This window comes from Anabaena sp. FACHB-83, assembly GCF_014697485.1.
Classification (GTDB): Bacteria; Cyanobacteriota; Cyanobacteriia; order Cyanobacteriales; family Nostocaceae; genus Nostoc_B.
The window spans coordinates 12,420-38,046 of record NZ_JACJRY010000052.1; the positions used below are offsets into that span (position 1 = coordinate 12,420).

The following is a 25,627-nucleotide window of genomic DNA, read 5'->3' on the forward strand; positions in this document are numbered from 1 at the left end:
TATAAATTCAAAATTCAAAATTGTTTCCCCAATTAAATTTTGAATTTGGCATTTTAATGGTATGAAAGAAAAATTCAGGATTGTCAACAGAATATTAGGAGACAGACCCAGACTAGGCCCATTCCCAGCAGACCAAATATTTCCTTGGTCAGCAATAGCAATACTCAATGTATTGGTGCTGAATTACATATTCCAAGTGAGTTGGTTAGCGACAGGATTAAGTATTGCATGGGGATGGGCGACTTGGTGGGTTCTATCTTCTAATCGAACTTTTTTTGGAAAGTTCGTCGGTGTACCTCGAATTAGCAGAGGTTATATGACTTATAAAGCGTTAAAGAATCAAGATGAAAACTAAGTCAAAAAAAACTGATAAATTAGGTAAGCAGTCTCTAGATTCCGAACAAATTAACGTAGTTAAAACGCTGACTCCTTTTGAGGATGTTATTCATTTAGCAGGAGTCTGTGACATAAATTTAGGTGGGAGAAAAAGAGTCGGGGCATTAATTCTGAAAAGAAAAGAAGATATTCAAATTAAGTTTTGTTTCGACTGCTTGGGTATCCACCCAAATTTACCGAATGAGCAAATACTACCAATATTTGACGGTATAGAAGCCGGACTAAAAGAAATCCCAGAAAAAGAATTTCTGACTATTCACTTAGGCTCATTTACGTCAGACTATGCTAGACAGCAAGAATTAAAAGTTATAGAAAATAAATGCGAAATCGACCAACTGAAACTTTTAGTACGGAGTGAAAGGCTGCGAATAAAAGAGCTAACGAAGTTAGGAATTCGGAAAAATAAATTTCTCCGGTTATGGTGTACTTATACTGTTGCTGACGACGACAACAAAAGCTCAGATGTTATTGAGGGTATCATCAGGAAACTAGAAAAAGGCTGGTATAAGTTTACGGGAGAAATTCATGGATTTAACAATACCAGAATTGAAAATATTCTCATCAATTCATTTAATGATGGATTTTTACTGTGGGAATCAATACTTAGCAATAAAATGAAATTGGGAATTAGGACTTTAAGTGCATCTGAAATATGGGAAGTAATTTGGCAGCAATTCAATCTCTCTCAACCTCCAGCAATTCCTAACCCGTTAACAATCAGTGAGAACAATGGACTGGTTGAAAGCCAAACAAGTGATTTTCATGTTCGTCATCATCTTTTAGAAAATGAAGCATCTGTGCCTTTTTTTGATAGAAGATGGGTAAAAATTCAAGATAAATATATAGGGGCGCTCAACTTCAGCCAAAAACCAGGGGGCTGGATTGATGAAAAAGCTCAATTACGTTACTTGTGGGAACTAATTTCTAGAGACAGTATTTTTGATACAGAAATCTTGTGTCAGCTAACAAAAGCAAATCAAGGCATTACCAAAACCAATCTACAACGCATTACTAAACAGTCAATCACAAGTACAACCTTGTCATCTCAGAAAGGCAATATCGATGTCAAATCTGGTATGAACATAGAGGAAGCAGTAGAAGCACAAAAGACAATCTACAAAGGCAATGTGGTTGTACATAGTGCTGTTGCTTTTCTGGTACACCGCAAAACCACACGAGAGTTAGATGAGGCTTGTCGCTATCTCGCCAGTTATTTCCTGCGTCCAGCCGTAGTTGACAGAGAAACTGAATATGCTTGGAAGGTATGGTTGCAGTGTTGTCCTTTCGTTTGGGAGCCGTTACTTACCAAACCATTTAAGCGCAGACTGCCATACTTTAGTAATGAAGCTCCAGGGTTGATGCCACTGATTCGCACAGCCACAGGAGATCGCTCTGGATTTGAGCTAATTGCTGATGAGGGCGGAACACCAGTATACCTAGACTTGTACCAGAATCATAAAAACCTTGCAGTGTTTGGGGCAACTCGTTCTGGGAAATCAGTGCTGGTTGCAGGAATTCTTACGCCAGCCCTCGCCCAGGATATTCCAGTGGTAGCTCTGGATTACCCAAAACCAGATGGAACATCTACATTTACCGACTATACAAAATTACTGGGTGAAGAGGGAGCTTACTTTGACATTTCCAAGGAGTCAAACAATCTATTTGAATTGCCTGATTTAAGAGGATTAGAAAAAGACTTAATTAATGAACGATTGAATGATTTTAAGGAATTCCTGAAATCGGTTCTTATGACCATGATTATTGGAACTAGCACAATTGGCGTGAGTCCATCAATGATTACCAACATTGAATCAGTTGTGGCTTTAGCATTAAAAACCTTCTTTAACGATGATGATATAAAACTCCGCTATAAAGCAGCGATAGAATCTGGTGTAGGAACCGAAGCTTGGGCAGGAATGCCAACGCTAAAAGACTTTTATAATTACTGTTCACCTGCTTTTATTAAGCTAGATTCAATTGCTAGTAATAGTAAAAATATTTTAGAAGCATTAGAGCAAGTTCGTCTGAGAATAAACTATTGGTTATCAACGAGCGTAGGGCAATCAATTTCTCGACCATCCAGCTTTAGAACTGATGCTAAACTATTGGTATTTGCGTTAAGAAATTTATCAAGTGAAGCAGATGCAGCGATACTAGCTTTAAGTGCTTATGCGGCAGCACTGCGTCGGGCATTATCATCAAAAGCAAGTATATTCTTCCTAGATGAAGCACCAATTTTATTTCAGTTTGATTCAATTGCCGAACTAATTGGACGGTTGTGTGCTAACGGTGCTAAATCAGGTATTCGCGTGATTCTTTCTGCACAAGAGCCAGAGAGTATTTATCAATGTAAAGCATCAGCTAAAATTTTCGCCAACATCACTACACGCTTAGTTGGCAGAGTTCAAACATCAGCAGTTGACCCATTTATCGAGCGTTTTAAATATCCTCATGAAATCATTAGGGTCAATAGCACAGAAGCTTTTTATCCAAAAAAGGAGGGCATTTATTCTCAGTGGTTGTTGGACGATAACGGCAAACTTACATTTTGTCGCTTTTATCCGGCTTACTGTTTATTAGCAGCAGTGGCTAACAACCCCTATGAACAAGAACTACGTACTTTGTTTCTCAAACAATACCAAAATAATCAACTATTGGGCTTAGTCCGTTTTTCTGAAGATTACATCAGAATGATTCGAGACGAAGAACTTTCTCTGGAAGCTCAACAATTACTCAAGCATCTTAAACAAAACAAAGCAGGTGTAACGTGAAAACTCGCAGAATAGCTGTCATTACTGCTGTGATTTTGACTATAAGTAGTACCTTGTTTATCGCTCCTAGTTATGGTTTGCAACTGGATCAGGATTTCCAGAAAATTTTGACTCTAATCACCAAGATTAGAGAGGCTTGGGGAGAACAAGGACAAGACGCAGAAGATTCAACTCAAGACTCTGTAGGCGATATGGGTGAGCCAGATCCAGTTGCGGCAGGTGAAGATTTCAAAAATAAAACTGCTGATGAAGAATCGCTACCGACAGCACAAGCAAAAGGTGAAGCGATACAAAGAGCGATCTCCAAGTTAAAAATTTCTCAAGCTTTAGGAAAAGAAGGACAGGAGGAAACAAAAGTTAAAGTTGACGATAGCTTGCAAGTCGCTCAAGAAGCTCAAAATCTGGCTGATGAGGCCCAAGGAATGGATGCTTCTCAAAATATCTTAAAAGTAATCGCAAATCAAAATGCCCTAATTGTCGGTATGTTATCCAATCAACGTACTGATTCACTACAACAACGGTACGACACAGTACATTCAAATATGCTACTGACTCAAGTAGCTGATAATTTAGCTGCTCAAAAAGCCAATGAGCAACTTATTAATACGGGGACAACATCTTTGATCACTGAATTAGCAGTGCTAACTCGTTTAGATCATACGTACATTGAAAAATAAATTCAAAATTCAAAATTTAAAGAAATAATTTTGAATTTTGAATTGGAGATATTATGCTAATCAAAAATTATTTATTTGCTCAATCTCAGTTTGCTGGTGGAGATTTAATTCAACAAGCAGCCCAAGCAGCACAAGCATTAGCCCAGGGCTTTGACGAGCTTTGGCAAGAAGTTACAACAGGTACTTTATATGCAACACTTTGTGATGTAGGTGTATTGTTTGCCGTCGCAACATTTGTTTTCTTTATGGTCGAATGGACAAAACAAATGTTGAATGGAGAAGAACAAAAGCCATATACAGACTTTATTTGGGTATTGCTAATTGTTGCCTTGTTAGTAAATGATGGGCAATTGTTAGGACAAGGCACAATAGCTATCAGAAATTACATAAACAATACAAACAATTTTGTTTTACAAAAGGCGGCGGCGGGAACTAATTTGGCTGGGGCGTATCAAAGAGCAGCAGGAGTTGTAGCAGTTCGCAGTGCAATTGCCAATGAAATTCAAAACTGTAAAACATCGTCACTAACACCCCAAGAATCAATTAAATGTTTAGAGGATGCCAGACAAAGGCTAACAAATCAATATCCGACTTATTTTCAGCAAGCGCCTGGTGCGAGGACGTGGGCAGCACCTTTTGCATCATTTATTCAAACTTTGGATAGAATTATTCAAGCGCCAATACAAGCTATACAAAACAAAGCCAACCCACTTCAGGTAATTTTTTCTCCATTTAGTGCATATATAGGCTCACGAATCATCGAAATTGTTTCAGCCATCTTGCTTGGACTAAATGGTGCATACCAGTGGAGTATTGAACTAACAATGCTCTTAACAGCCTACCTTGGCCCTTTGGCAGTGGGCGGCTCATTGTTACCTTATGGTTCTAAGGCTATATTTGCTTGGCTGACTGGGTATTTCTCTGTGGGAATAGGAAAACTTTCCTTCAATATCATGATTGGGCTGGCAGGACAACTGATGGCTACCTCCAGTGCAGATCAACCCTTATTCTTCCTGTTCACCATCGGCATCATGGCTCCATTTCTCTCAGCCGGGTTAGCGGCGGGTGGTGGATTAGCTTTGTGGCAACAAATCAACAAAGCGGCTGAAATTTACACCAGCATTGTAATTGATGCTGGTAAAGCATTTGTGACAAAAGGCGCTAGTTTAGCTGCTAAAAAATAGAGGTCAAATCAATTCGCAATGACGCTCACAGGCTCGCTAACGCAATTCGCAATTGAAAAAGCCTAATTAATCAAAGCTTTGAGTGTTTACATCTGTTTCATTATTTTAGTGAATTGGTATGAGCAATGTTTACAAAAAAGAAAGAAAAAGCCGAACCATTACAGCTTTTAAGCTATAGCAAATCTGTCCCTACTAGAGTCGGAATAATTTCACTGACTGGCTTTTCAATGGCTGTGCTTTCCTTATTATTACAACTGATAAATTATGTAGCTATTCATACATTAAGTCAAAAGCCATTAACTTTAGTGCAACTAGCAAGCGGGAACACAATTCTTGCTAGAGCAGTAGAACCCCAAGAGCGTTCTAATGAAGTTATCAAGAAATTTGTGTCTGACACCTTCATTACTATGTTCAATTGGGACGGAATTGTACAAACATTCAATGAAAAAGGAGAACCAATTACTAAAACAGATACTGGTGTAGAAGTTGGAAATATTGGAAGAGGAAATAGCAAAGTAGCAAGTAAAACTTATGATGCGGCTTTTGCTTTGAGCGAAAATCAAGGTTTTCGGGCGGCTTTTTTAAAGAAACTTGCCAGCTTAACACCAACAGGCATATTTAACGGTGAGCAACAAGTTTCTCTCATCCCTCGATTTATCTCAGAACCGCGCAAAATAAGAGATGGTAAATGGGAAGTTGATTTAGTCGCAACACTTGTTACTTTTAACAGAAATGATAACGCGGGAAAAGGTATTTCTTTTAATAAAACTATTACAGTGGAAGCTATTTCTAGTCCACAAGAAATACCAAAGGACACGAGTGCTTTAGCAAGAAAAATATATCAAGTCCGCCAAGCTGGACTGGAAATTACCCAAATTACTGATTTGAATCTTGGCAGAAGGTAAAGAAACAATTCAAAATTCAAAATTCAAAATTAAGAATAAATAAAAACTTTTGATTGAGATTTCTCACACCTAAATTCATTTACAGGGATTGTCATAAAAAATTTTGAATTGGAGCAAAGCGAATGACTGACAGTTCTTCAAGCATTGATAATCTATTAAAAGTGGAAGATGATTTTAAGCTTCCTGAGTTTTCTGATGAGCAAGAGAAAGAAATACCTAAAATTACTAAGCACAATCTATCCACGTCTCCCTGGTCAAGATTGCTGATAGTCGCAGTGCCTTTTGGGTCAGCCTTTTTCATCATCTTCCTCTTTCTCAACAGTATTTTTAATCCGTCAACCAAAGAAGCAATCAAAACGGCTAAACAGCCTCAAGAAACATCCACAGTTGAAGAAAAAGTTGATGATGGAGATGTTTATGCCAAACTCGCGCTTTCAAAACAGGAAGATGAGTTAAACAAACTTAACAGCAATCAAAGTAAACAAGCTCCATTACCAGAAGTTGAAACCCAAAAAACAACTTCGATAGTTTCTAACCCCGCTCCAGTAACACCGCGAACAGTTCAATCCCCAACACGTTACCAACCCCCAGCTTCCAAGGTTAGTAGAGTTAATTCACCTCCTGCTCTACCACGTAGTTTTGTTAATTCCAGCCCTAGAGTTAATAATCTCGTGACCACACCAGCGACAAAAGCCATAGACCCGACTGCTGAATTTAACCGACTCCGCACTATTGGCTCCTACGGACTCATAGCTTACGCTGATAGTTCTGTTGGTGAATCAACAATCACTGACCCCGGTGAATATCCTGCATCATTCACCCAGACAACACCACCACTAACAGAACCAGCAGATATGTTAAGTGTACCTGAGCCTACCAACGAAAACATATCCAGTGACATCGAACAAATCCGCCCCCGATGGCAGGCTGATACTCAACTTAAATCTGACAAGTATTTACCCCAAGAAGAACAAATCCTTCAAGGTCAACAAACTCAATACCTGACAGTTGGTGAATTCGCTACTGGGATCTTAATTACACCATTAGTCAAACAACAAACTGATAACACTAACAGCAGACAAAAAACTGAAGATAGTCAACGATTTGTCGCCAAACTGACCCAAGACTTACATGACAATTATGGTAAGGTGGCAATTGGGCGCGATACTTTATTAGTGGTGGAACTGGCATCTGTTGATGCTGGTAATTATGCCACTGCTTACGTCAGAAGTATTATCAAGGACAACACTGAATATCCTCTAACTGCTGGGGCTATTTCGATTCATGCCCAAGGTGGTAAACCCTTGATTGCGAAAAAATTTCAGGATAAGGGTGGTGAAATTGCCCAGTATGACCTGACTGTGGGATTAGTTGGGGGACTTGCCAAAGTTGGTGAAATTATCAATCAGCCTGATGTTCAACAATCTATACAAACGGGTTTCGGGGGTGCTTTTTCCAACACTAACATTCAAAATAATCGACGCAACATTGGTGGTGCTTTCTTGCGAGGTGCTTTTGAAAAATTGGGAGACATTGTTAGTTCTCGTGCCGAAAGTTCTACACAAGAAATACTGGCTCGTCCCAATGTTTGGTATATCCCCCAAGGCACTAAAGTTACTTTTATTGTGAATCGCACTTTGGAGTTGCCGTGAAAAGCTTACCTTACATTGGTGTAGTCATCTCCTTAGTTTGCTCTTTTCCAGTCATCACAATTGCTGCACCTGTAGTCCGCAGCATCAAGCAAACGCAAGCTTATGGTCAAACTGCCACACTACAAACTATCAATGTTTGGAATGGTCATGGTGTCGCCATTTCCTTTTATCAAGTCCAGGAAACAATCAAAAGAGTTTGGTTAGATGACCCATCACAAATTCTGGTAGATACAGATGGCTGTTTAGATAAACTTGACCAAAATTGTCAAAGCCCTGGTGCTGGGCTGATTTATCTCCGGCGAATCAAAAAAGTTAACATTCCTGGACTACCGCAGACATCCAGCACTCTACTGACAATTATCACGCAAAATACAAACGGCGATCGCAAAGCCTACAGCTTTCGTGTAGCTGTTTCTTCTGGCAGTCCGAAATACAGTCAAGTAGTCATTACACCTGATGCCGTAGAAAAGAAAACTACAACCACACCTCAACTTCCATCATTAGTTACGAACTTTGAGACAGTTAATAGCATCCGAAATGGTATTGCTATTTCTATTAAAAATAAAACGCTTAATCCAAATGATGAGCTACATCAACGACTCAAAAAATTGCTTACGTACTTACAACAAGGTGATGACTTGACAACATCTGCAAATAAAGCAGTTATCTCGATGAAATTAGTGAATAAATTAATAAAACTTGGACAAAACAGTTAAATAAGAATTCAGTACTCAGGAGTCAGAATCCAGAATATTGGGAAATTAAGCAAATTTTTGCTAGAGCAATATATAAATGTAAGAATTCAGGAGTCAGAAGGGTTAAAGAATCAGGAGAAGATTTGGTAAATAAATATCCTAGTTACATAACAGTTCTAATAAATTCTGACTTCTGACTCCTGGGTGCTGAATTCTTACATATAAATCATACGCTCATTGTTTTTAAATTCTGACTTTTGACTCCTGAATGCTGAATTCTTACACTTTGTGTTCTGAATACTTACAAAATTAGATAAAAATATGACTCAACAACAAGAAAAATCAAATTATCAATTCAAGTCCCAGAAAAGTAGTCAGTTTAGATATTTGATTTTACTGGGATTGTTATCTTTTCTATTTCTTCATAGTTTTTGGAAATATGGAGTTCTCAATCAAGTAATTGGTTTTATTCTCCCAAAGGCACAAGCTCAAGTTCCTGTAATTAAATCTCCTAATGGCTTTCTACCTGATTGGTCTCGTCTGAAATTTAGTAACATGATTATTTCTGAAGATGGCAAGGTTACTTTCCAGGCTAATGGCAGGAATGAAACTAGAATTTGGAAATCGGGACAAAGTATTGCAACATTCTTGAAACTGGGAGACTTTGAAGATACTGAATTAAGCATGGAAAAACTTAATTTATCAACAATCTCTCGGACTCAAGGTATTAGATTAAATCAGTTAAGGCTTTCAGATTTTCAACTGATGAATTGGCAAACATTGCCCAGTTTATCTAGGGCTGTTCCTGGACTCAATAATCGATTAGTTAAAGATGTTAAACCGCTTGATGACTTTCTCAAGCGTCAAGGGATTTTTGCTTCTAACAGAAAAATTGGTAACTTGCTTCAAATTCCTCGATTACAAAGGATAAGATTAGGACAAAGCATCAATTTAAAAAATTATAGAATTACAGATATCCCTGGAATTGACCAAGCTGCATTTGAAAGATTCGCTTATTGGCAGGAAAGTTTCATTAACGGTGTCCCTAGATTATCAGATTTATCTTGGAATAACTTCCCTGGCTTGTTGAATGTTGATTTATCTTTTGTCGGAAAAGTTGACCTTGTGTTGCGGGAGATTGAGGCCAATCGTGTCCGTACTATTTCTGGTAGTTATCAACAAGGTTTTAATGTTCCTTGTCTTCAAGATAATTGCGCTCATGCAGAGATGTCGGGTATTGGTCGTAGTACTGGGGTGCAGTGGATTTCTGGGAAATACCAAAAAGTTAGAGGTGGTTTTGGTGTTCTGAGGGTACTAAATAATGGTCAAGAACCTACTGGTAGAAATCCCTTTGGTTCGGCTTTCAAACAAGTCGTTTGGGATATTGATGAATCCACTGGTTCTATGCAGACTACGATGTTTTTCCGTATCTGTAAAACTATTCCCTTTATCGGACGGACTTGCTCTCCCTATTTTATCGGGCCAGTTCCTTTCATCCAATACAGAGAAAAAGACCCCATTATTTTAGGTCAACCTCATTCCATTCCCTAATCAAAAATGAGTAAGAATTTACCATCCACATCAACTGCTAAAAACCAGCAATTTCGTTTTGAGCAATTAACAAACCCTAACGATGACATTGGCAAGTACACTTATCAGTTATTTACTCCTAATGGGCTGACAGTTTTGAGCATGTTAGCGGCATACATCCTCATAAGGGTACTTTTTGGCGATAGCTCTAACAAGAAGAAAATTGCTACTAGTTATTGGGGGGGGAGTAAAGAGATTGCTACTGCCAAAAAAAAGGCACTCAAACAAATAGCCAATCCCAAATGTGATAGTGCCGCACTTTATGTAGGAGATTACTTTAATAAAAAAGGAAGTAGTAACAACACTACCTTTTTTATCCCTGACGTACAAAGGGGAACAGCAGCGATTGGCGCTCCCGGTACGGGTAAAACTGCTGGGGCGATTAACCCGATGATTTACTCTGCTATTGAGCAAGGGTTTTCCATCGTTGCCTATGATTTCAAGTATCCATCGCAAGCCAAAATTGCTGCTTACGCTAAGAGTCAGGGCTACGATGTTCACATCTTTGCGCCGGGATTCCCAGAGTCTGAAGTTTGCAACCCGATTGATTTCTTGAGGGATTCTTCTGACGCAGAGACAGCCAGACAAATTGCTACTGTCATTAACAAAAACTTCCGAATTCTCAATAATAGCAATGAAGATGGTTTTTTTGGCCCATCAGGAGATCAGCTAACTCAAGCCATCCTGATGTTGACTAAGGAATTTGGTGAACAGGCTGATGTGATGACTTCTGCTGCCATACTGTCTAGTGAGCAGATGGTACAACGCCTGATGGGAGGCGACCTCAACCCCTGGGTTAAGATTGCCTTTGGTCAATTGTTCAGTTCTGCCGCATCTGAAAAAACTGTGGCAGGGATTGTTGCCACAGCCAGTATCATGTTTACTCGCTTTATGGCCAAAAACACAGTCGGCTGTTTCATTGGTAAAACGACCCTGCCCTTGGAACTCAGTGGCAAGCAGATGATTATTTTTGGGCTAGACAGGGAACGTCGTGAAGCTGTTGGCCCCCTCATGACCAGCATTCTACACATGATTATTGCCCGTAACATTGCTAAAAGGCGAAAAGAGCCACTAATAGTTGCGTTGGATGAATTACCTTCAATTTACTTACCTGATTTATTTAGGTGGCTGAATGAATCTCGTTCTGAGGGTTTTTGCGGACTACTAGGCTGGCAGAATATGGCACAGCTAGAGAAGAATTATGGCAAAGAAGTCGCAAGGGCTATTCTTGGTGCTTGCAGTACAAAGTTTATTTTTAATCCTGGGGAGAATGACTCGGCTCAATTATTTTCGAGCTTTTTAGGAGATGAAGAAATCAAATATAAACACAAAAGTCGGTCTACTGGTGGAGGTAAGGCGAATACTACTACCAGCGATCAAGAAAAAACCAAAAAGCTATTTGAGCCAGCACAATTTTTGAAACTACCATTGGGTAAATGCGTTTTCATTAACCCTGCTTACGCTAATAAAAAAGAAGGTTCAGTACCTTTACTAAAAAATATTAAACTTTCAAGACACTTGAAAAACATCGAAGCATATAACGAGGAACATTGGTCAAAGCTTGTTTCTTATTTGGTTCGGAAAAGTCAACAAAGATTTCCGACAAAGGAAGATGTGGAATCTCGACGTGCCGAGATTAATGTACGTTTTCCTCTCCCACAAACTCCTCAAAATGCTCAGAATCCTTCTCCCTTTAGTATATCAGAGGTTAGTTCTTTGATTAATTCGGAATCCTCGGATTCTAACCCAACAGACGCAGATGTATTTATTTAACAGAGAAGAGGATATAACAATGCGAATGGTAATCAATGAATCAACAATTAACAACTTTAATATCATCACAGAATTAGCTAAAACTAAAAACCCATGCTTGGGTAATTTAATAGATATTAACTCTTCTCACTTACAAATAATTGCGAATTTTAATTTCCTTTCGAGCCAGCGCCCGAAACTCAAGAAACTAGGAATTTATTGCTTGATATCTCTCAACAATACTCCGACAATTTTGCTGGAAAACAATTGTCAACAAATTTTACTAGAATACATCAAAGAGATTGGCTGGAATGATTTACAGTATGTGGGTTTTGTAGAAAATTCTGGGAGATATGCCAGATTTCATTTGATTTTCAATAGAGTAACTATTGATGGTAATTTGATTGATTTGAATTGCTTGGGAGCTACAGTAGAACAATATGATATTTTACGAAAAGCCATAAATAATTCGCAAGTCGTAAGTCACAAGTCGCAATTAAGAAGATTTAATTTTACCAGAATTTCTGATTTTAGATCCGTTGTTTTATAATGCGTAAATTTTGAATTCGAGTGAAGCGAGTTATGTTTGACGAACGACATCTTCAGCTATCTTCTGTATATACAAAGAACAGTGAGTATTTTATCAGGACAGCCATCTATCCTTTAGTTAATTTTTTATGTGAGAAAATTATTCAAAGAATTAAGGAGGAATTAGATAACAAATTAAAATTAGAAGTTGGAGAAGAAACATATATCATGACCCCTGATGAAGATGGGGGATGGAAGTGGGAAAAGTATGATGAATCAGCTAATAAGTTTGTTCCTACCACCAAGGAAGTTGAGGAGGAACTAAATGAATTAGTATCTGAAACTTTAGCAGAACAAGTTACTTCAGATACGCCAGAGCCTAAGTCTGATACAAATGAGTTTAAGGGGAAACTAGATGGACTTGATAAACGCATTATTAAAGCAATATATCAAACATTATTTTCAGATACAGCAGAGTCTAAAACTAATACAACTGAAGAAAAAGTCACTGAATCCGTAGAGAGTACGCCTGAAACCGAAACAGAATCAACTCCTAACACAAATAATCAAGCAGTTGTCGAGTCTGTAAAAAGCTCTGACTTTGAAACTAATGCGGAATCTACACCTAATACAACTAGTGAAGTGGTCGTGGAATCTTATCCCTCTACCGACAATACTGCCACCAAATCTACTTCTAACAATGAAATTATTGAAAAAAATACTGCGTCTCAAAATACAACAGTAATTGAACAAACTCTTGTCAATAAATCTTCAGTTGTAGAACACAGAGAATCTTCAAAAACCATTGATGCTTCTGTAAGCCGTTTAGAGCCAAATCATTGGCGCGAAATTGTAGAAGGAAGCGCCATATCTCCGTTTATTGCCGAATTAAATTTTGAAAGTTTAGACTTTGATAGTGTAGAACAGCAACATCAAGCCTGGGAATATCTTATATATAGTGAAAAAATTTCCCGACGCAATGATGGAAGACTACGGGATGCAGATTTAGAGCGATACCAGCATATTGAAAAGGGTGGTTGGTGGTGCAATGCTGGTGTTGACCCTCGAAGTTTTGCTAATTTACAGCCTGGAGAACTACCCGAAAATAAATTGTGGGGATGTTTTAAGCCAAACACACCCAGACCAAAAAAAGATGCGGCGGGACAGATAGTAGAAGGAAAATTTATTAAATATGAACATCCCCCAAAAACTGAACTGAGTATTTTCTTATTAGATGTCCCAGATGATATTGCTAACAAAGTGTACTCCAAAGTTGGAGTACAGCCATCTGAGAGAGATCGCGTCAGTGGATTTTGGTACTGTGTCTGGAAACATAATGTTCCAATTACAATCACAGAGGGAGCCAAAAAAGCCGCCAGTCTGTTAAGTCAGGGTTATGCAGCAATTGGACTACCTGGAATATATGCGGGGTATCGTAGCAAGGATGAGTTAGGTAATCAAATTCAGCCTGTGTTACACGATGAATTAGCTGTTTTTGCTACTAAGGAGCGCCACATCAACATTTGTTTTGATTACGAAACCAAATCCAAAACCAAACGCAATATTGCTATCGCCACTTACCGCACAGGTCAACTTTTAGAGTCAACTGGAGCAAACGTCAATGTAATTCAACTACCAGGAACAGAAAAAGGTGTTGATGATTTTATAGTTGCACAAGGAGCAAGAGCGTTTGAAGATTTATCCCAAAAAGCTCAACCCTTAGAGGACTGGCACAAAAACAATCAACAGCTAGATTTACGCCTGACTATTTTTTTGAAAAATGGCCAAGAAATCAGACTTTATGAGCAAAAAGGCGATGGGACTGTTAATGTTACTCCCCAGGGGGAAGAAGTAGTAGAAGAAATTTTTGATAACACTCCTCGAAAAAAAGTAGTTGCACAAGAATCCGAGTCAGAACCAGACTTTACACTGCCAGTAATGCCTGGATTACCAACGTTTTTGCCCCCCCAGTTTAATACTGATTTTGATCAGATAGTTGCTGATTACCATCAACAGAAGCAACAGGCTCCAACGCCAGAAGTTTCAAACCAACTCTCGCCTTCTCAAAACCAGCAAACTAAAAGCTGGGCTAGGCAACAGAGAGTAACCCAATACCTACAAACTCAACCCAGGAAGAGACTAGAAGAACGAGAAAATGGAGAAATAGCTTTGGCTGCTTTCCATTTAGTTAAAAATTATGGTGTTAGGCAAGAAAGTAAAGATGGTGATCAAGAAATATCTATTTATCAAGCCGATGCTTTTGCTATTAAGAGTAATGGAGATAATTATACTATTTTTCGCCGTAGTGACAAGAAAGTATTGATGACCTTTGAAGCAGATCAATCGGCAAAACCAACCCTCCGAGTCACCCAAAAACCTCAAGATATGTTGAGCGTTGAACGGCAAGAGTTTTTATTAGTATTTGATTGTATTGGTAAAAATTTTCCATCACTTGATGAAGATCCCAGGAAAATTGCCAACACTCTTGGCTCTCTTTCACCAAAAGGTACACATGCAATTTTAGAAAGTTTCAAGCAGAAAGAAGTTTTTGAGGTTCTCGCACAAACGCTCTCTAAATTTGAGCGTGATGATTTAACTTTAGGGAACTATCGCATACTTTATCAGAAAAGTCAGCAAGATAATTCATCACGTCTGCAATTGTTGAAAACTGACAACAATGGCACTACAAGGGTTGCTGCTAGTTTTGATATAAACAAAACCCCATCAGGGATGACTTATCAAGTAAAAACTCTCGCTATAAATGAACTCGATTTAAATAAGCTCAGGTTACTTGCACAAAAACTAGATATTCCCCAAAAAGCTACTACCGTAAATCCTTACGTAACGAGTGATACTGAGGTGGCTGTTCACCCAACACTGGCTAAATATATTGATAGATTAGAAACTACTGAGCAACCACCTCAAGCTAACAACTCTAACGGTGAGACTTTTCCTGTTCATCCTGAGCTTAAAAAAATCTGGCAAGCGATAGAGCATAATGACCGATGGCTCCCTGTTGATTATAATGGTCGCTCGATTCTTCCTTTTGCATTTTTAAATTCAGGTAATCTAACTCATGCCAATATTAACAATAATCAAGGACTGACAATTAATGAACAACGCGAACTTTATTTTGCTATTCATACTCAAGCTCAAGCTGAAATTTTAACCCACAAAAAAACTGATATCGCACTTTCACCTTGGGATGATATTCTCAAAGATTTGACGCAACAACCTACTAAAAATACAGCAACCGCAACAGCACAACCACAAAACCAAAATACAGTTAACACTACAGAGGGATCAGCTAATTCAAAAACATCTACTACAGCAGACACACCACAAAGCTCAAAAACATCTACTACAACAATAGAACGACCCATAAAACGACAAACTGCGCCTAAACCCCAAAGTCAAACTATAAAATCTGATGGTACTATTCTTCCGCTTCATCCTGAACTTCAAAGAGCTTGGCAAGAACTAGAGGATAGTAAGCGGTGGAATCCTGTCGCTCAACAAGCAAGTAATGAATTTCGGGACAAAATTCAAACTAATCAAGGACTGACTATTAGTGAACAACGTGAACTTTATTTTGTTATCCAAGCTCAAGCTCAAGTTGAAATTCGCACCCAAGAAAAAACTAATATTGTACTTTCTCCTTTGAATTATATAGTCAAAGATTTAAGACAACAATCTCCCCTTGATAATCAAACTAATCATGACCAAACTCGTGATACTCAATTACCTCTTCATTCTGAACTTGCTGAACATTGGCAAGATTTAGAAGTTAATAAAAAATGGACTGGTGTAGCAGATCAATGGAATTATCCGTTGCGCCAAAAACTAAAAGAAACTGGTAAACTAACTATTGGAGAGCAACGAGAACTCTACCAAAAACTTGTGGTTCAACGTGAAGTTGAACTTAATCGTAATCAAAAATCTGATATCTCACTCCCTCCATTCAGTCAAATTTTAGATGATTTGAGGTGTGAGCGAGAAAAAGCTATTAATAATACTTATAGTCCAAAAATTGAGGTGATCAAGCCTCAACAGCATAGGAATACTACTAAATTTAATGAAGTTGAATTATAGCAATGGAAAACAAAACCACAGTTATTGAAACCATCAGTACTGTCAATCGTGACAGTGGATTCTCTAATAACATAATGGCTTACAGACTGGGGCTGATTATGGAAAGTAATCCGCCAACACCATCACTGGTTAATGAACCCCAACACCAGCGAGATCGCTTACAAATACAGGATGAACTTAGGACAACTCTCACTCAAAAATCCCAACAGACCGAAGCATACAAACAAAATCTTAAAAACAAATATTACCAAGACTATCTTCAAAAGTTTGGTGTAACTCAACAGTCCAATGTAGCAGAGTCAAATACCTCAAACAGAGTTGATAAATTAATTGAGATTAGAAAGCAAAGTTATGTCCAAAGATTTCTGAATGCAGGACGAAAACAATACAAATCAACGGTGAAACAACAGCCTCAAGAGCCTCCTAAAATACAAACAGCAGAAACAGAAACAGTTAAAACATCGCTGATTTCTGCTGCCATAAATACCGTCATTACAAAAGGTAAGGACACTGAACAAGGACGAGTGTATGACGGGATCATATACAGACTACAGTTGTTAGCTCAAGAAGGGATGCAGCGCATCAATATCATCAGGAAGCAAGGAAAACAAGGACTAGCCTTTTCTGCTCACAAAGATGATGGCAATGAGTTTAACGTTACCCTAGATAAGCTTTCGTTAGAAGAAAAAAATAGACTCATTGCGTTTGATCGGCAGGTTCAACGAAATCATTCTCCAGCCAAGGATCACAACAAAGACATTGAACTTGATGGTTAAAAACATGATAAATTACTCTGAAAATTTTAGGTTTAATTAACAATTGATTGCTAAGAGGTTTCCTATGAGAACAAAATATTTGTTGATGACAACTATTATGCTTTCCACGATGTTCTTGTCTGCATGTCAGTCACCAGAAGAAAAAGCAGCAGCCGCCCGACAGAAACAACTTGAGGCGGCAAAAGCCGAAGAAGAAAAACAGATCAAATCTCTTGTCGATAGCACTCCCGATTTATACAGAGTGTTCTGGAAGGTTTGTGGGGATGGAAAGGTTAATCTAAAAAGAAGTATTAATAATGGATGCGATGAAGCGAGATATCCTACCCTCGAAGGATACAATGAGCCGCTTTATATGTGGGGGACTGTGGGAGATGTTCGTGTAGAGGAAGTCCCCAATCCAATACTTCACAGTCGGAGTTGGATTGATTTTAGTGTGTTTATTAAATCAAGAGGATGTCTAACATCAGGGACACCCAAAAACGAGCAATTGTATCTAGTTCGAGAATTTTCTGTTAAACCAAACAACCCCGTTACCTCCAGCAACATCAGAGTCGAAAAACTCTCCAAGGAAGAAAAGGAAAGCAAGATTCGAGAGCAAGCTGGCAATGTTGCGCTTTTAAGACCTTACACTGACTACGGATTGCTCCCTGGGATTGACTGTCCTTCTTACGACGAATGGAAGAAAACAAAGCCTAGCTAACTACTAAAATAACCAGCGAATAATCCCAGAAAAAATCCCCCCAGCATTAAATACCGTCTTATTGCCTTGTTTACTCCTGAGAAGGGAGCTATGATCGCTGCCATCGCCACATAAAATGCAGCTTCCACTAAGTCTGTATTAAATTTGATGATGGCGGCGATGATTAGAGCGATCATGATCAAAAATTCAATTGCAGCTTCGATCCGATCCAGAAACTTAGGCTCAAGCAGATATCGCATTCTCCCAACCCCCACTGTTACAAGAGAGTCCGTAGTGGCTCTCTTTTTTATAGGGAAATACTACTGTAAACTTCGTCCCTCTACCTGGTTTTGAGCTAACAGTGAGCTTCAGATCATGGGCGATCGCTACAGACTTGACAACATACAACCCCAAGCCTGACCCTTGACTATCAAGCGATCTCCACAGAGGGCGAAACATATTCTCTAGATTTTCTGGAGCAATCCCAATACCAGTATCCTCAATCTCGATCACTAAATTATTATCTTGATTAGCAAGGCGCAAGAATATATCTCCAGACTCAGTATAATTAATTGCATTCTGCAAAAGATTAGAAAGCATTCTTTCTAAGCCTGTAGTATCTCCTACTACTGTTGTTCCGTGTTTGTATTTTTGCATGGTTACATAATGCAGTCCCAGAGATCGTGCTTGGGCTAGTGGAGAAAATTCTAAATATAAGTTTTGTAAAAAAAATAACATATCAATCCGACTCACAAAGTTTGTTGGGTTGACTTTTTGCGCTTCAACTAAATTAACAATTCTATTGTTTGTTTGTAAAACAGCTGATAACAAAGATTTTACCTCTTCCTGAGAAAGCCCATGTACGCCATTGATCAGTTGATTCAAAATCAAAGATGTGCTACCTAGTCCATTAAGAACATCGTGGACGAAAGCAGATAAATTTACATTGTCAGTCAAGCTAGACATTAAATTTTCTCCTTGACAAAACATATTTAAATTATTTTACAACAAATCCAGTCAAATTATTTAAACTGACGCTGTTGATTAGATTTAATTGTTTTAATCCAGGAAAAGAATATATATTAATAAAAACTTTATGTTATAAATACTAGAAAGATTTTAATCAAGACATTAAGATGATCAGAATAGTAATTATTGAAGACGAAAGCCTAACTAGATTAGGAATCAAATCGGCTTTATCTCAGGAGCCAGGACTAGAGATTTGCGGAGAAGCTTCTAACGGAAATGAAGGGATAAAGGTAGTTGCCGATCTGCATCCAGATATAGTTCTAGTTGATATCGGCTTGCCTGACATGTCTGGGTTAGATGTCATTTACAGTCTTAAACAAACAAGTCAAAGTAAAATAATTGCTTTGACTTACTATTCTGGGCAAGATGTAATTAACGCTGCCCTTCAAAATGGGGCGGACTCATATATTTTAAAAAAGACAGACGTAGGATTAATCAAGCAAGCCATCACCTGTACATATAACGGTAATCCTTTTATCGACCCAGAAATCGCTAGACGATTCTTAGTAAATTGGCAGAACAATAACAACAGGATTAAAGGAAAAAAATGGCGCGAGACTCCAACCAAAACAGAACTAGAAATTCTCAAGTTAATAGGTCGTGGCTTTTCTAATGATGAAATCGGAAAAAAACTGTATATCTCCGTGAGTACGGTAAAATCACATGCCAGCAATTTATTTTCAAAGCTAGGCGTAAGAGATCGAACCCAAGCCATTATTAAAGGTAAAGAACTTGGTTATTTAGAGTCAGAAGATTTAAGGGTTGGATGATTCTACAATTCGCAATTAAAACAGCCAAGATTTTATTTTTGATTACTTCTAACCCGAATCAGACAATAACCTTGCAATTCTTTTCGTTGTTGGCAGGCGGCGATCGCTGCTTGATTCTGCAACAATGTCTGATACATCTGTTGACCCTCCTTCGTTTTTGCCCACTGCAATACTTTTAAGTCATTTTGAGATACTACTATTGTTTGATTACCACTCAAGTTTGAAACAACATTCCATGTTGTCAAAGAACCAAGCAAGCCACCGGCTGCCAATACACCGCCAATTACTGCCCACAACCAAACCCCTATCTTTCCATTATTTTCTGGCAAAGATAGGGGATTTTGCATATTTTTCAATACATCGCGCACCGCACTGGAGATAACGGTATAGTGCATTGACTGGGCTGCTTTACTTGTGTCCTCTAACTTAGAGTCTATGAGAGTTGCCCAAGCTTCGACCATTGCCTCGGTTCGGGCTTGGTGGTCAATGATTGTCTCCTCATATCTTCCCAATGTTGCCATTAGCTGAAACATGGGGTCATCCCTTGAAATGCCCATCTCTTGGCACATCTGAGATATGCGTTTTTGCTCGGCTTCTGAATATCCCTGTAATATTTCGCCTACTTGCATTTATTTAGCCTCCAAGCCTAAATATTGAATCGCTATGTTTTTGCTAAATATTGAGGTGGAAAATTTTTTAATCCATTGGTGAATATATTGCCGATAAATCAGATAAATAGACATATCATTAGAGGCCATTGAATAAGGTTTACCCCTTCTTTCTAAGACTTCATACATTTCTCTATGCAACCCAGTTAGCTCAACATCAACACCACCGACTAGTGCTAATTTATGCTGGATTGACTGATACTCTGTAAAACGAGTACCAAAATGCTGATTCTTGACTACTACATAATTAGCATTAAAGGCAGCAAGCTCCAGCAGAGTTTTCAAATAATCAAGACAGTCCAATCTATGTGATATTGGTTGGAGAAAGGTCAATTTCCACTTATAGTCAGCCAAGAGACTAAATAATTCCACCTGATTGATGTACTGGCAGATTTTATTGATGTACTGTCCGGGCATATCAATTAAAAGGACATCAAATTCTCTTTTGTTTAAAGTCATTAAAAACTTGTCTGTTTCATCCTCAAAAAAATCAAGCTTTTCGATTATTGCCACCTCTTCATAAGCTTTCAATCTTTGACGGTTATCATGATCGTAAACTTTGACCTTTTTTTCTTGTTGAAGAAGTAGGTCGATTAGCAGTTTAGAAACTGTAGACTTTCCCACACGCGAATCGCCTACAGTCATAATTATTCTTTTATTAGGAGTCAATTTTCAAACCATCCAAACCCAAAATTCCTTTCGCTGGTTCAATTTCTTGTTTAAAGTTTCTTAGCCACCCCTTAACTCTTCCTTTTACAGCCGGATTTTCCATTTGTTCCATTCCTGCCTTAAAAGTCATGTTTTTTGCATCTAAATATTCATAGGCATGTGCTATTAACTTAGGCATACAAATTTCAATTAACGGAGTTTTAGTGTTAGAAATACTTTGTTTAATGGCTTTTACTTTTTCGGAGCCATCGTATAAAGTGAACTCCTTTTCTTCTCCAAAATATAAATTTTTTACTATTACATAATCCGCCATGTCTCTACAAAAACTATGCAGATGTACAAATTGATTAATGGAATCAATTATCCTAGATAGTACTACCACTATCGTTACACGAATTTTATAATCCAACAAGGCTGTTTCCAAAAAAGTCATATCTTCAACAAAATTCTGGAATATTTTTCCTGATTGTGGTGGTAATTCCAATAGAAACAATTCTTCTTCCTGCTTAGTTCCATCTTCAGGTTTTTTTTCATTAATCATTTTGTTTATTTGAATAAAGAAAGCGTCTATACCCCCCTCTTTAAATATATCCAGTTTTTCTATTGTGCAATGTTTTCCATAGTATCTGGACAGTTGCGAATTAGAAATATCTGCATCAAATCCCACGAAAGATTTGCCTACATCTAAATAGGTTTGCAGTAAACCTCGCGTGAACGTAGATTTGCCAACTCCACCTTTGTCTCCAGTTGTGATAATTAGTCTCCGAGAATAGGTTTCAGTAGTATTTTGAGTGTTTTCAGTATTGGTGTTGATTGCTTCTGTTGCATCAGTCATTCCAGTTCTTCCTTTTTTCTTTCTTTTAATCATTGACAGCCTGCATTCATCTCTTCTGAAAAATGCTCCAGAATTTGTAAATAAAATTTCTTCACATCAGGAATAAATTTATTAGCAGTAGATTCTACCGCTTGGATAATCAATGCTTGGTTCATGATATTTAGGATTTCAATATCTTGTTGTTTTTTCAAGGCATTAAATACATGCAAATCAAGCTCTTGAGCATTCAACAAATTGGCAGAACGTAAAACTAATCTGTCATAAAAATCTTTATAATTACTTGAGACGGGGATGACAAAAGGTCGAATTATTTGTTGAACTATTTCAAAATAAGTTGCCTGAGCCTGATAATCCCTATTGTTACATTCTGATAAAGCAATTTTTTTATAAAGTATATCCATGTAAAAATCAATTACTTTTTCTTCTGCCGGAATCCCTTTGAGGAATAAATAGCTTAATAATGAGGTTTTTTGTTGAAAATCAATTTTTTGAACCGAGTAATAAAAATACTCTGATTGCGGACTTTCTCTTTTAAAAACAGGCAAAATATTGCTTCTCACCCATTGCATTAATTGTCTAATAACGTCTGCTTTTACCACACCTGATAAAGCATGAATAGCTAAAGCATCCAGTGTATTAACGGCTACTATTTTTCCCTCTACAGATGTACATCTTTGATTCATCTTGATGCCCATCACTATAATTTTTTCGTTATTAAGTTCTGGAGCAATAATTTGAAATACATCTTCTGCAAATAGCTCTAAACCCTGGGGGGCATCTATTACTCGAATAATATTTTTTGATGAATGCTCAAATTCCCAGAATGTCCAAATTTTCACCATCTTCTTTTTTTCTAGTAGCGTCATAAATATGACACACAGAAAATCCCACCGGAATCTCTGAATGTGTGAAAATAATTAGTACTTCCGTCTATTGTTTTTATTAACTTTTTATTGTAAAGGGAGAGATAAGAAGCAGAGGGGCTGGGAGGAGAGTACCTTCATTCCCCCCTGCTCCCCTGCACAGGCTTTGAAAGGTGTGGTGAGAAATCCGGGTATATATGTATTCGCCAAGCAGATCGCACTCACCCGTCCACCTTCGCTTCCCCCGCATCAATCATCTTTGCTAGAGACTCCGCATCAAATCGAGTGAGTGCCTCCGCTAACTGCTGAAAATATCGGTATTGCTCATCTGCAAAATCCCCTGGCTCAAGCTCCAGTAATTCACAGAACTTTACATAGTCAACTGTCCAGTTGTATTCAGCGATCGCCTTTACAAATCGATGAGCCAACTGTAGCGATTCGCTTGTGGGACTGGGGGGCTTGCCATTGTGGTTGTAGGTGCTGCTGTTTTCGCTCATAGACTTCTCGGTAGTATACTTGTATTAGTAATTTTCCCTCTATTCCCGTGAGCGTTGCTGACTAAGTAGAAAGTGTCCTTTTATAGCCGCCAATACCGGACAGTCGCATAAACCCTTAATGAATACCCAACCGCCAGACTCATCAGGTAAGATACGAATGCAAGAAAGCTTTTAAGACTAATTTTTCCAAAATGAGATAATGTAGTAATGTAAATTATTTTTGTAGTATAAAAGCGAGGAAAAAAGATGACTGTATTTCTAGCTGTCCGGGTTCTCTTCAAACAAACCAATACAAGGCGCACAGATTTGCATTCAGTCCTCCATTTACAGGAATGATACTCTCTGCGATCAAAAATGTGCGCCTTGTGCATAGCAAGCAGCACACATCAAGGAAATATCAATGAATTTGGATTTATTAGGCTGGAGTGACTTTTTTACTCACAGTTTCGTACCCTATCGCCAACAAGGATTTAGCGTTGGTAGGGTTGCTATTGAATACAGAAATACTTACATCGTCTATAGCGAACAAGGCGAACTAGCAGCAAAAGTTACAGGGAAACTGCGACATCAAGCTACTCAACCACAAGACTTTCCCGCAGTTGGAGACTGGGTTATCATTCAGGCACGAGAGTCAGAAGGACGCGCTACCATTCACGGAATTTTGCCGAGAAAAAGTAAGTTTTCACGGAAAACAGTTGGTAGTAAAACCGAAGAACAAATTGTTGCAGCTAATGTTGACACCGTGTTCTTGGTTTGTGGACTTGATGGCGACTTTAACCCTAGAAGAATAGAACGCTATCTCATTTTGGCTTGGGAAAGTGGGGCGAATCCAGTCATCATTTTAAATAAAGCTGACCTGTGCCACTCTTTAGATGAGTGTATATCTAAAGTGGAAGCTGTTGCCATTGGTGTACCAATTCTAATATTAAGTGCTACCAACAATCAAGGACTAGATGCTTTGAAAGCATACCTCCAACCAGGACAAACAGTTGCTTTGCTAGGGTCTTCTGGTGTGGGTAAATCTACAATCACTAACCAACTCAAAGGTGCATCAGTGCAAGCTGTGCAATCAGTGCGCCAAGGTGATGACCGAGGTAGACACACCACTACAAATCGAGAATTGATATTACTGCCAACAGGCGGCTTCATTATTGATACCCCAGGAATGCGAGAAATTCAAATTTGGGCAGGTGATGAAAGTTTGCAAGGAACTTTTGCAGACATCGAAACCTTAGCCGCAGAATGTCGTTTTCGCAATTGCCAGCACCACAATGAACCCGGTTGTGCAGTGCAACAAGCATTACTTGAGGGTGAAGTCGATTATTCCAGATTTCTGGGCTACCAAAAATTGCAAAAAGAACTCAACTATCTTGTCCGCAAACAAGACCAACGGGCGCAATTAGCCCAGAAAGAACGCTGGAAGAAGATTCATAAAGCCATGCGAAATCATCACCAGCATTAATATCTGATCAGCTTTAATAACCCCGATTTTTTCAAGAAATCGGGGTTATAATCACTCTCTTTTGACGAGATCATTTCTAGAGCATCGAACTCAAAGAAGAACTTCCCGTTACCCAGACATTTTCACTTTCATAAAAATCCCCTCGTTGCTCTAACGTAAAGCCACCCAGCAACAATCCCAACCACACTTCTACCATCGGCATTTTCAATTTCTGTTGTAGTAAGGTCAGCGTTATTTCACTTTTAGTCTGTTCCAAATACACCCCGATCGCCCTAGTCCATTTTTGGACATCCTCATCCCCTGCCAACCGATGAACATCCTCTACAGTCTGAATTTCTAGCATTGTCAAGACATTTTGTTTCTCGACCGGAGCCGCTACTGAATCAATGCTAGTCGTAGGATAAGTGAAATGGTGTGGCCCATGCGGTCTAAAGCTCTGCTCTGGTGGTTCTTCGATTAAGTCATCCAAATCCAGCTGCATCGTTGTCCGAACTAGCCCAGCAAAGATATCTGTGCTAATCACTGGCCCCTCAGTATCGTTTTGAGCATTTACATCCTCCAACAAAATTTCTGCGCGAGTCAGGAGAATATCTGCTATTTGATTAAAAGCTATAGCGGCGGTTGATAACTGTTCTTCTGTTGATAAATTTTCTAGTTCGGTATCTAAACATTGCCATACCGGAACAAGTGTTGCAGTGGGTGGAGCAACTGAAATCTCTTCTAAAATATCCCAGATAGTTAACTGACGATAGGTAGTCATTGTTCTGGATGCAGGGGGCAAGGCCGCACTGGACAGTGAGCGGGGCTAATTTCAAACATATCCTTATATTGATACAACGAAATACCATATTGTTTAGCAAATGCTTGCAACACCTGATCTGTATAAGCGCGGATCTTACCCGCCGTCAGTCCAAAACAGTGAATCGGCTCTAGACGACAGATTGGCTTTTGCCCCAACCATAACTCTGCACCCAAGGCGTGCAAGGGCTTATCCCCTGTTTCTTTGTACAAGTACAACACAGCAAAATATGTTGCGGGTGGCTCAACGGCGATCGCTTCAATTTGCCCAGAATCATCTTTGTTGCGGTTGCGGTAGAAGGAACGGCGATTGTGACAAACCTTTGGATTCCAGCAGCC

The 25,627-nt window shown here is 38.7% G+C and carries 24 protein-coding genes; 15 read left to right on the forward strand and 9 right to left on the reverse strand.

The window, feature by feature from the left end; translation table 11 throughout:
* Positions 1-61 precede the first annotated feature (61 nt).
* The 13 genes from H6G79_RS31165 (at position 62) to H6G79_RS31225 (ending at position 17,718) form a co-directional block, all read left to right on the forward strand.
* Entirely contained in the window at positions 62-355 is a 294-nt protein-coding gene (locus H6G79_RS31165) for a hypothetical protein (RefSeq protein ID WP_191049391.1), read from the forward strand.
* On the forward strand, positions 345-3,167 hold the full coding sequence (locus tag H6G79_RS31170; protein ID WP_190594285.1) for a hypothetical protein: 2,823 nt from the start codon (positions 345-347) through the stop codon (positions 3,165-3,167). Before H6G79_RS31165 ends, H6G79_RS31170 begins: the two co-directional genes overlap by 11 nt.
* The gene (locus tag H6G79_RS31175; RefSeq protein WP_190594286.1) at positions 3,164-3,844 is read left to right on the forward strand and encodes a hypothetical protein; all 681 of its coding nucleotides are present in this window, start codon (positions 3,164-3,166) and stop codon (positions 3,842-3,844) included. Before H6G79_RS31170 ends, H6G79_RS31175 begins: the two co-directional genes overlap by 4 nt.
* Before the next feature lie 53 nt (positions 3,845-3,897).
* The gene (locus H6G79_RS31180) at positions 3,898-5,028 is read left to right on the forward strand and encodes a hypothetical protein (protein ID WP_190594287.1); all 1,131 of its coding nucleotides are present in this window, start codon (positions 3,898-3,900) and stop codon (positions 5,026-5,028) included.
* A 125-nt stretch (positions 5,029-5,153) separates the two neighbouring features.
* The gene (locus tag H6G79_RS31185; RefSeq protein ID WP_190594288.1) at positions 5,154-5,933 is read left to right on the forward strand and encodes a hypothetical protein; all 780 of its coding nucleotides are present in this window, start codon (positions 5,154-5,156) and stop codon (positions 5,931-5,933) included.
* 122 nt (positions 5,934-6,055) lie between these two features.
* Positions 6,056-7,585, forward strand: a complete 1,530-nt coding sequence (locus H6G79_RS31190; protein ID WP_190594289.1) for a TrbI/VirB10 family protein — start codon at positions 6,056-6,058, stop codon at positions 7,583-7,585.
* Complete coding sequence (locus H6G79_RS31195) at positions 7,582-8,301, forward strand: hypothetical protein (RefSeq protein WP_190594290.1); 720 nt, start codon at positions 7,582-7,584, stop codon at positions 8,299-8,301. The genes H6G79_RS31190 and H6G79_RS31195 overlap by 4 nt, the downstream gene beginning before the upstream one ends.
* Positions 8,302-8,601: 300 nt before the next feature.
* On the forward strand, positions 8,602-9,831 hold the full coding sequence (locus H6G79_RS31200) for a hypothetical protein (protein WP_190594291.1): 1,230 nt from the start codon (positions 8,602-8,604) through the stop codon (positions 9,829-9,831).
* 6 nt (positions 9,832-9,837) lie between these two features.
* Positions 9,838-11,643, forward strand: coding sequence for a type IV secretory system conjugative DNA transfer family protein (locus H6G79_RS31205; protein WP_190594292.1), 1,806 nt, complete (start codon positions 9,838-9,840; stop codon positions 11,641-11,643).
* Between the two features lie 19 nt (positions 11,644-11,662).
* Entirely contained in the window at positions 11,663-12,172 is a 510-nt protein-coding gene (locus tag H6G79_RS31210; protein WP_190594293.1) for a relaxase/mobilization nuclease domain-containing protein, read from the forward strand.
* A gap of 32 nt (positions 12,173-12,204) precedes the next feature.
* Positions 12,205-16,242 (forward strand): DUF3854 domain-containing protein, encoded by a 4,038-nt coding sequence (locus tag H6G79_RS31215; RefSeq protein ID WP_190594294.1) that lies wholly within the window; start codon positions 12,205-12,207, stop codon positions 16,240-16,242.
* Between the two features lie 2 nt (positions 16,243-16,244).
* Positions 16,245-17,018, forward strand: a complete 774-nt coding sequence (locus H6G79_RS31220) for a hypothetical protein (RefSeq protein ID WP_190594295.1) — start codon at positions 16,245-16,247, stop codon at positions 17,016-17,018.
* Positions 17,019-17,082: 64 nt separating this feature from the next.
* Positions 17,083-17,718: a hypothetical protein gene (locus H6G79_RS31225; RefSeq protein ID WP_190594296.1), complete on the forward strand. Its 636-nt coding sequence runs from the start codon at positions 17,083-17,085 to the stop codon at positions 17,716-17,718.
* Here H6G79_RS31225 and H6G79_RS31230 read toward each other — a convergent pair.
* Both H6G79_RS31230 and H6G79_RS31235 read right to left on the reverse strand, forming a co-directional pair.
* Positions 17,715-17,957, reverse strand: a complete 243-nt coding sequence (locus tag H6G79_RS31230; protein WP_190594297.1) for a hypothetical protein — start codon at positions 17,955-17,957, stop codon at positions 17,715-17,717. The two genes, H6G79_RS31225 and H6G79_RS31230, sit on opposite strands and share 4 nt — an antisense overlap.
* Entirely contained in the window at positions 17,941-18,663 is a 723-nt protein-coding gene (locus tag H6G79_RS31235) for a HAMP domain-containing sensor histidine kinase (protein ID WP_190594298.1), read from the reverse strand. The genes H6G79_RS31230 and H6G79_RS31235 overlap by 17 nt, the downstream gene beginning before the upstream one ends.
* A 170-nt stretch (positions 18,664-18,833) precedes the next feature.
* On the opposite strand from H6G79_RS31235, the gene H6G79_RS31240 reads away from it, so the two are divergent.
* Positions 18,834-19,496: a response regulator gene (locus H6G79_RS31240; RefSeq protein ID WP_190594299.1), complete on the forward strand. Its 663-nt coding sequence runs from the start codon at positions 18,834-18,836 to the stop codon at positions 19,494-19,496.
* A gap of 32 nt (positions 19,497-19,528) precedes the next feature.
* On the opposite strand, the gene H6G79_RS31245 is transcribed toward H6G79_RS31240, so the two are convergent.
* The 5 genes from H6G79_RS31245 to H6G79_RS31265 all read right to left on the reverse strand — a co-directional run bounded on the left by H6G79_RS31245 (position 19,529) and on the right by H6G79_RS31265 (position 23,028).
* Positions 19,529-20,125: a DUF6753 family protein gene (locus H6G79_RS31245; RefSeq protein ID WP_190594300.1), complete on the reverse strand. Its 597-nt coding sequence runs from the start codon at positions 20,123-20,125 to the stop codon at positions 19,529-19,531.
* Positions 20,126-20,809 carry an ATP/GTP-binding protein gene (locus H6G79_RS31250; protein ID WP_199331664.1) on the reverse strand — a complete coding sequence of 228 codons (684 nt, stop codon included), beginning with the start codon at positions 20,807-20,809 and terminating at the stop codon, positions 20,126-20,128.
* Between the two features lie 13 nt (positions 20,810-20,822).
* Positions 20,823-21,701: a hypothetical protein gene (locus tag H6G79_RS31255; protein WP_190594301.1), complete on the reverse strand. Its 879-nt coding sequence runs from the start codon at positions 21,699-21,701 to the stop codon at positions 20,823-20,825.
* A complete protein-coding gene (locus H6G79_RS31260) occupies positions 21,698-22,534 on the reverse strand; it encodes a hypothetical protein (RefSeq protein ID WP_190594302.1) in 837 nt (278 codons plus the stop codon). Before H6G79_RS31260 ends, H6G79_RS31255 begins: the two co-directional genes overlap by 4 nt.
* 218 nt (positions 22,535-22,752) lie before the next feature.
* Positions 22,753-23,028 (reverse strand): hypothetical protein, encoded by a 276-nt coding sequence (locus H6G79_RS31265; RefSeq protein WP_190594303.1) that lies wholly within the window; start codon positions 23,026-23,028, stop codon positions 22,753-22,755.
* Between the two features lie 400 nt (positions 23,029-23,428).
* Between H6G79_RS31265 and rsgA the strand changes: the two genes are divergently transcribed.
* Entirely contained in the window at positions 23,429-24,490 is a 1,062-nt protein-coding gene (gene rsgA / locus H6G79_RS31270; RefSeq protein WP_190594304.1) for a ribosome small subunit-dependent GTPase A, read from the forward strand.
* Between the two features lie 76 nt (positions 24,491-24,566).
* Here rsgA and H6G79_RS31275 read toward each other — a convergent pair whose 3' ends face one another.
* Both H6G79_RS31275 and H6G79_RS31280 read right to left on the reverse strand, forming a co-directional pair.
* Entirely contained in the window at positions 24,567-25,250 is a 684-nt protein-coding gene (locus tag H6G79_RS31275) for a hypothetical protein (RefSeq protein ID WP_191049392.1), read from the reverse strand.
* Positions 25,247-25,627 (reverse strand): hypothetical protein (locus tag H6G79_RS31280; protein ID WP_191049393.1); only part of this gene is annotated, 381 nt, incomplete at its 5' end. The genes H6G79_RS31275 and H6G79_RS31280, both read right to left, overlap by 4 nt.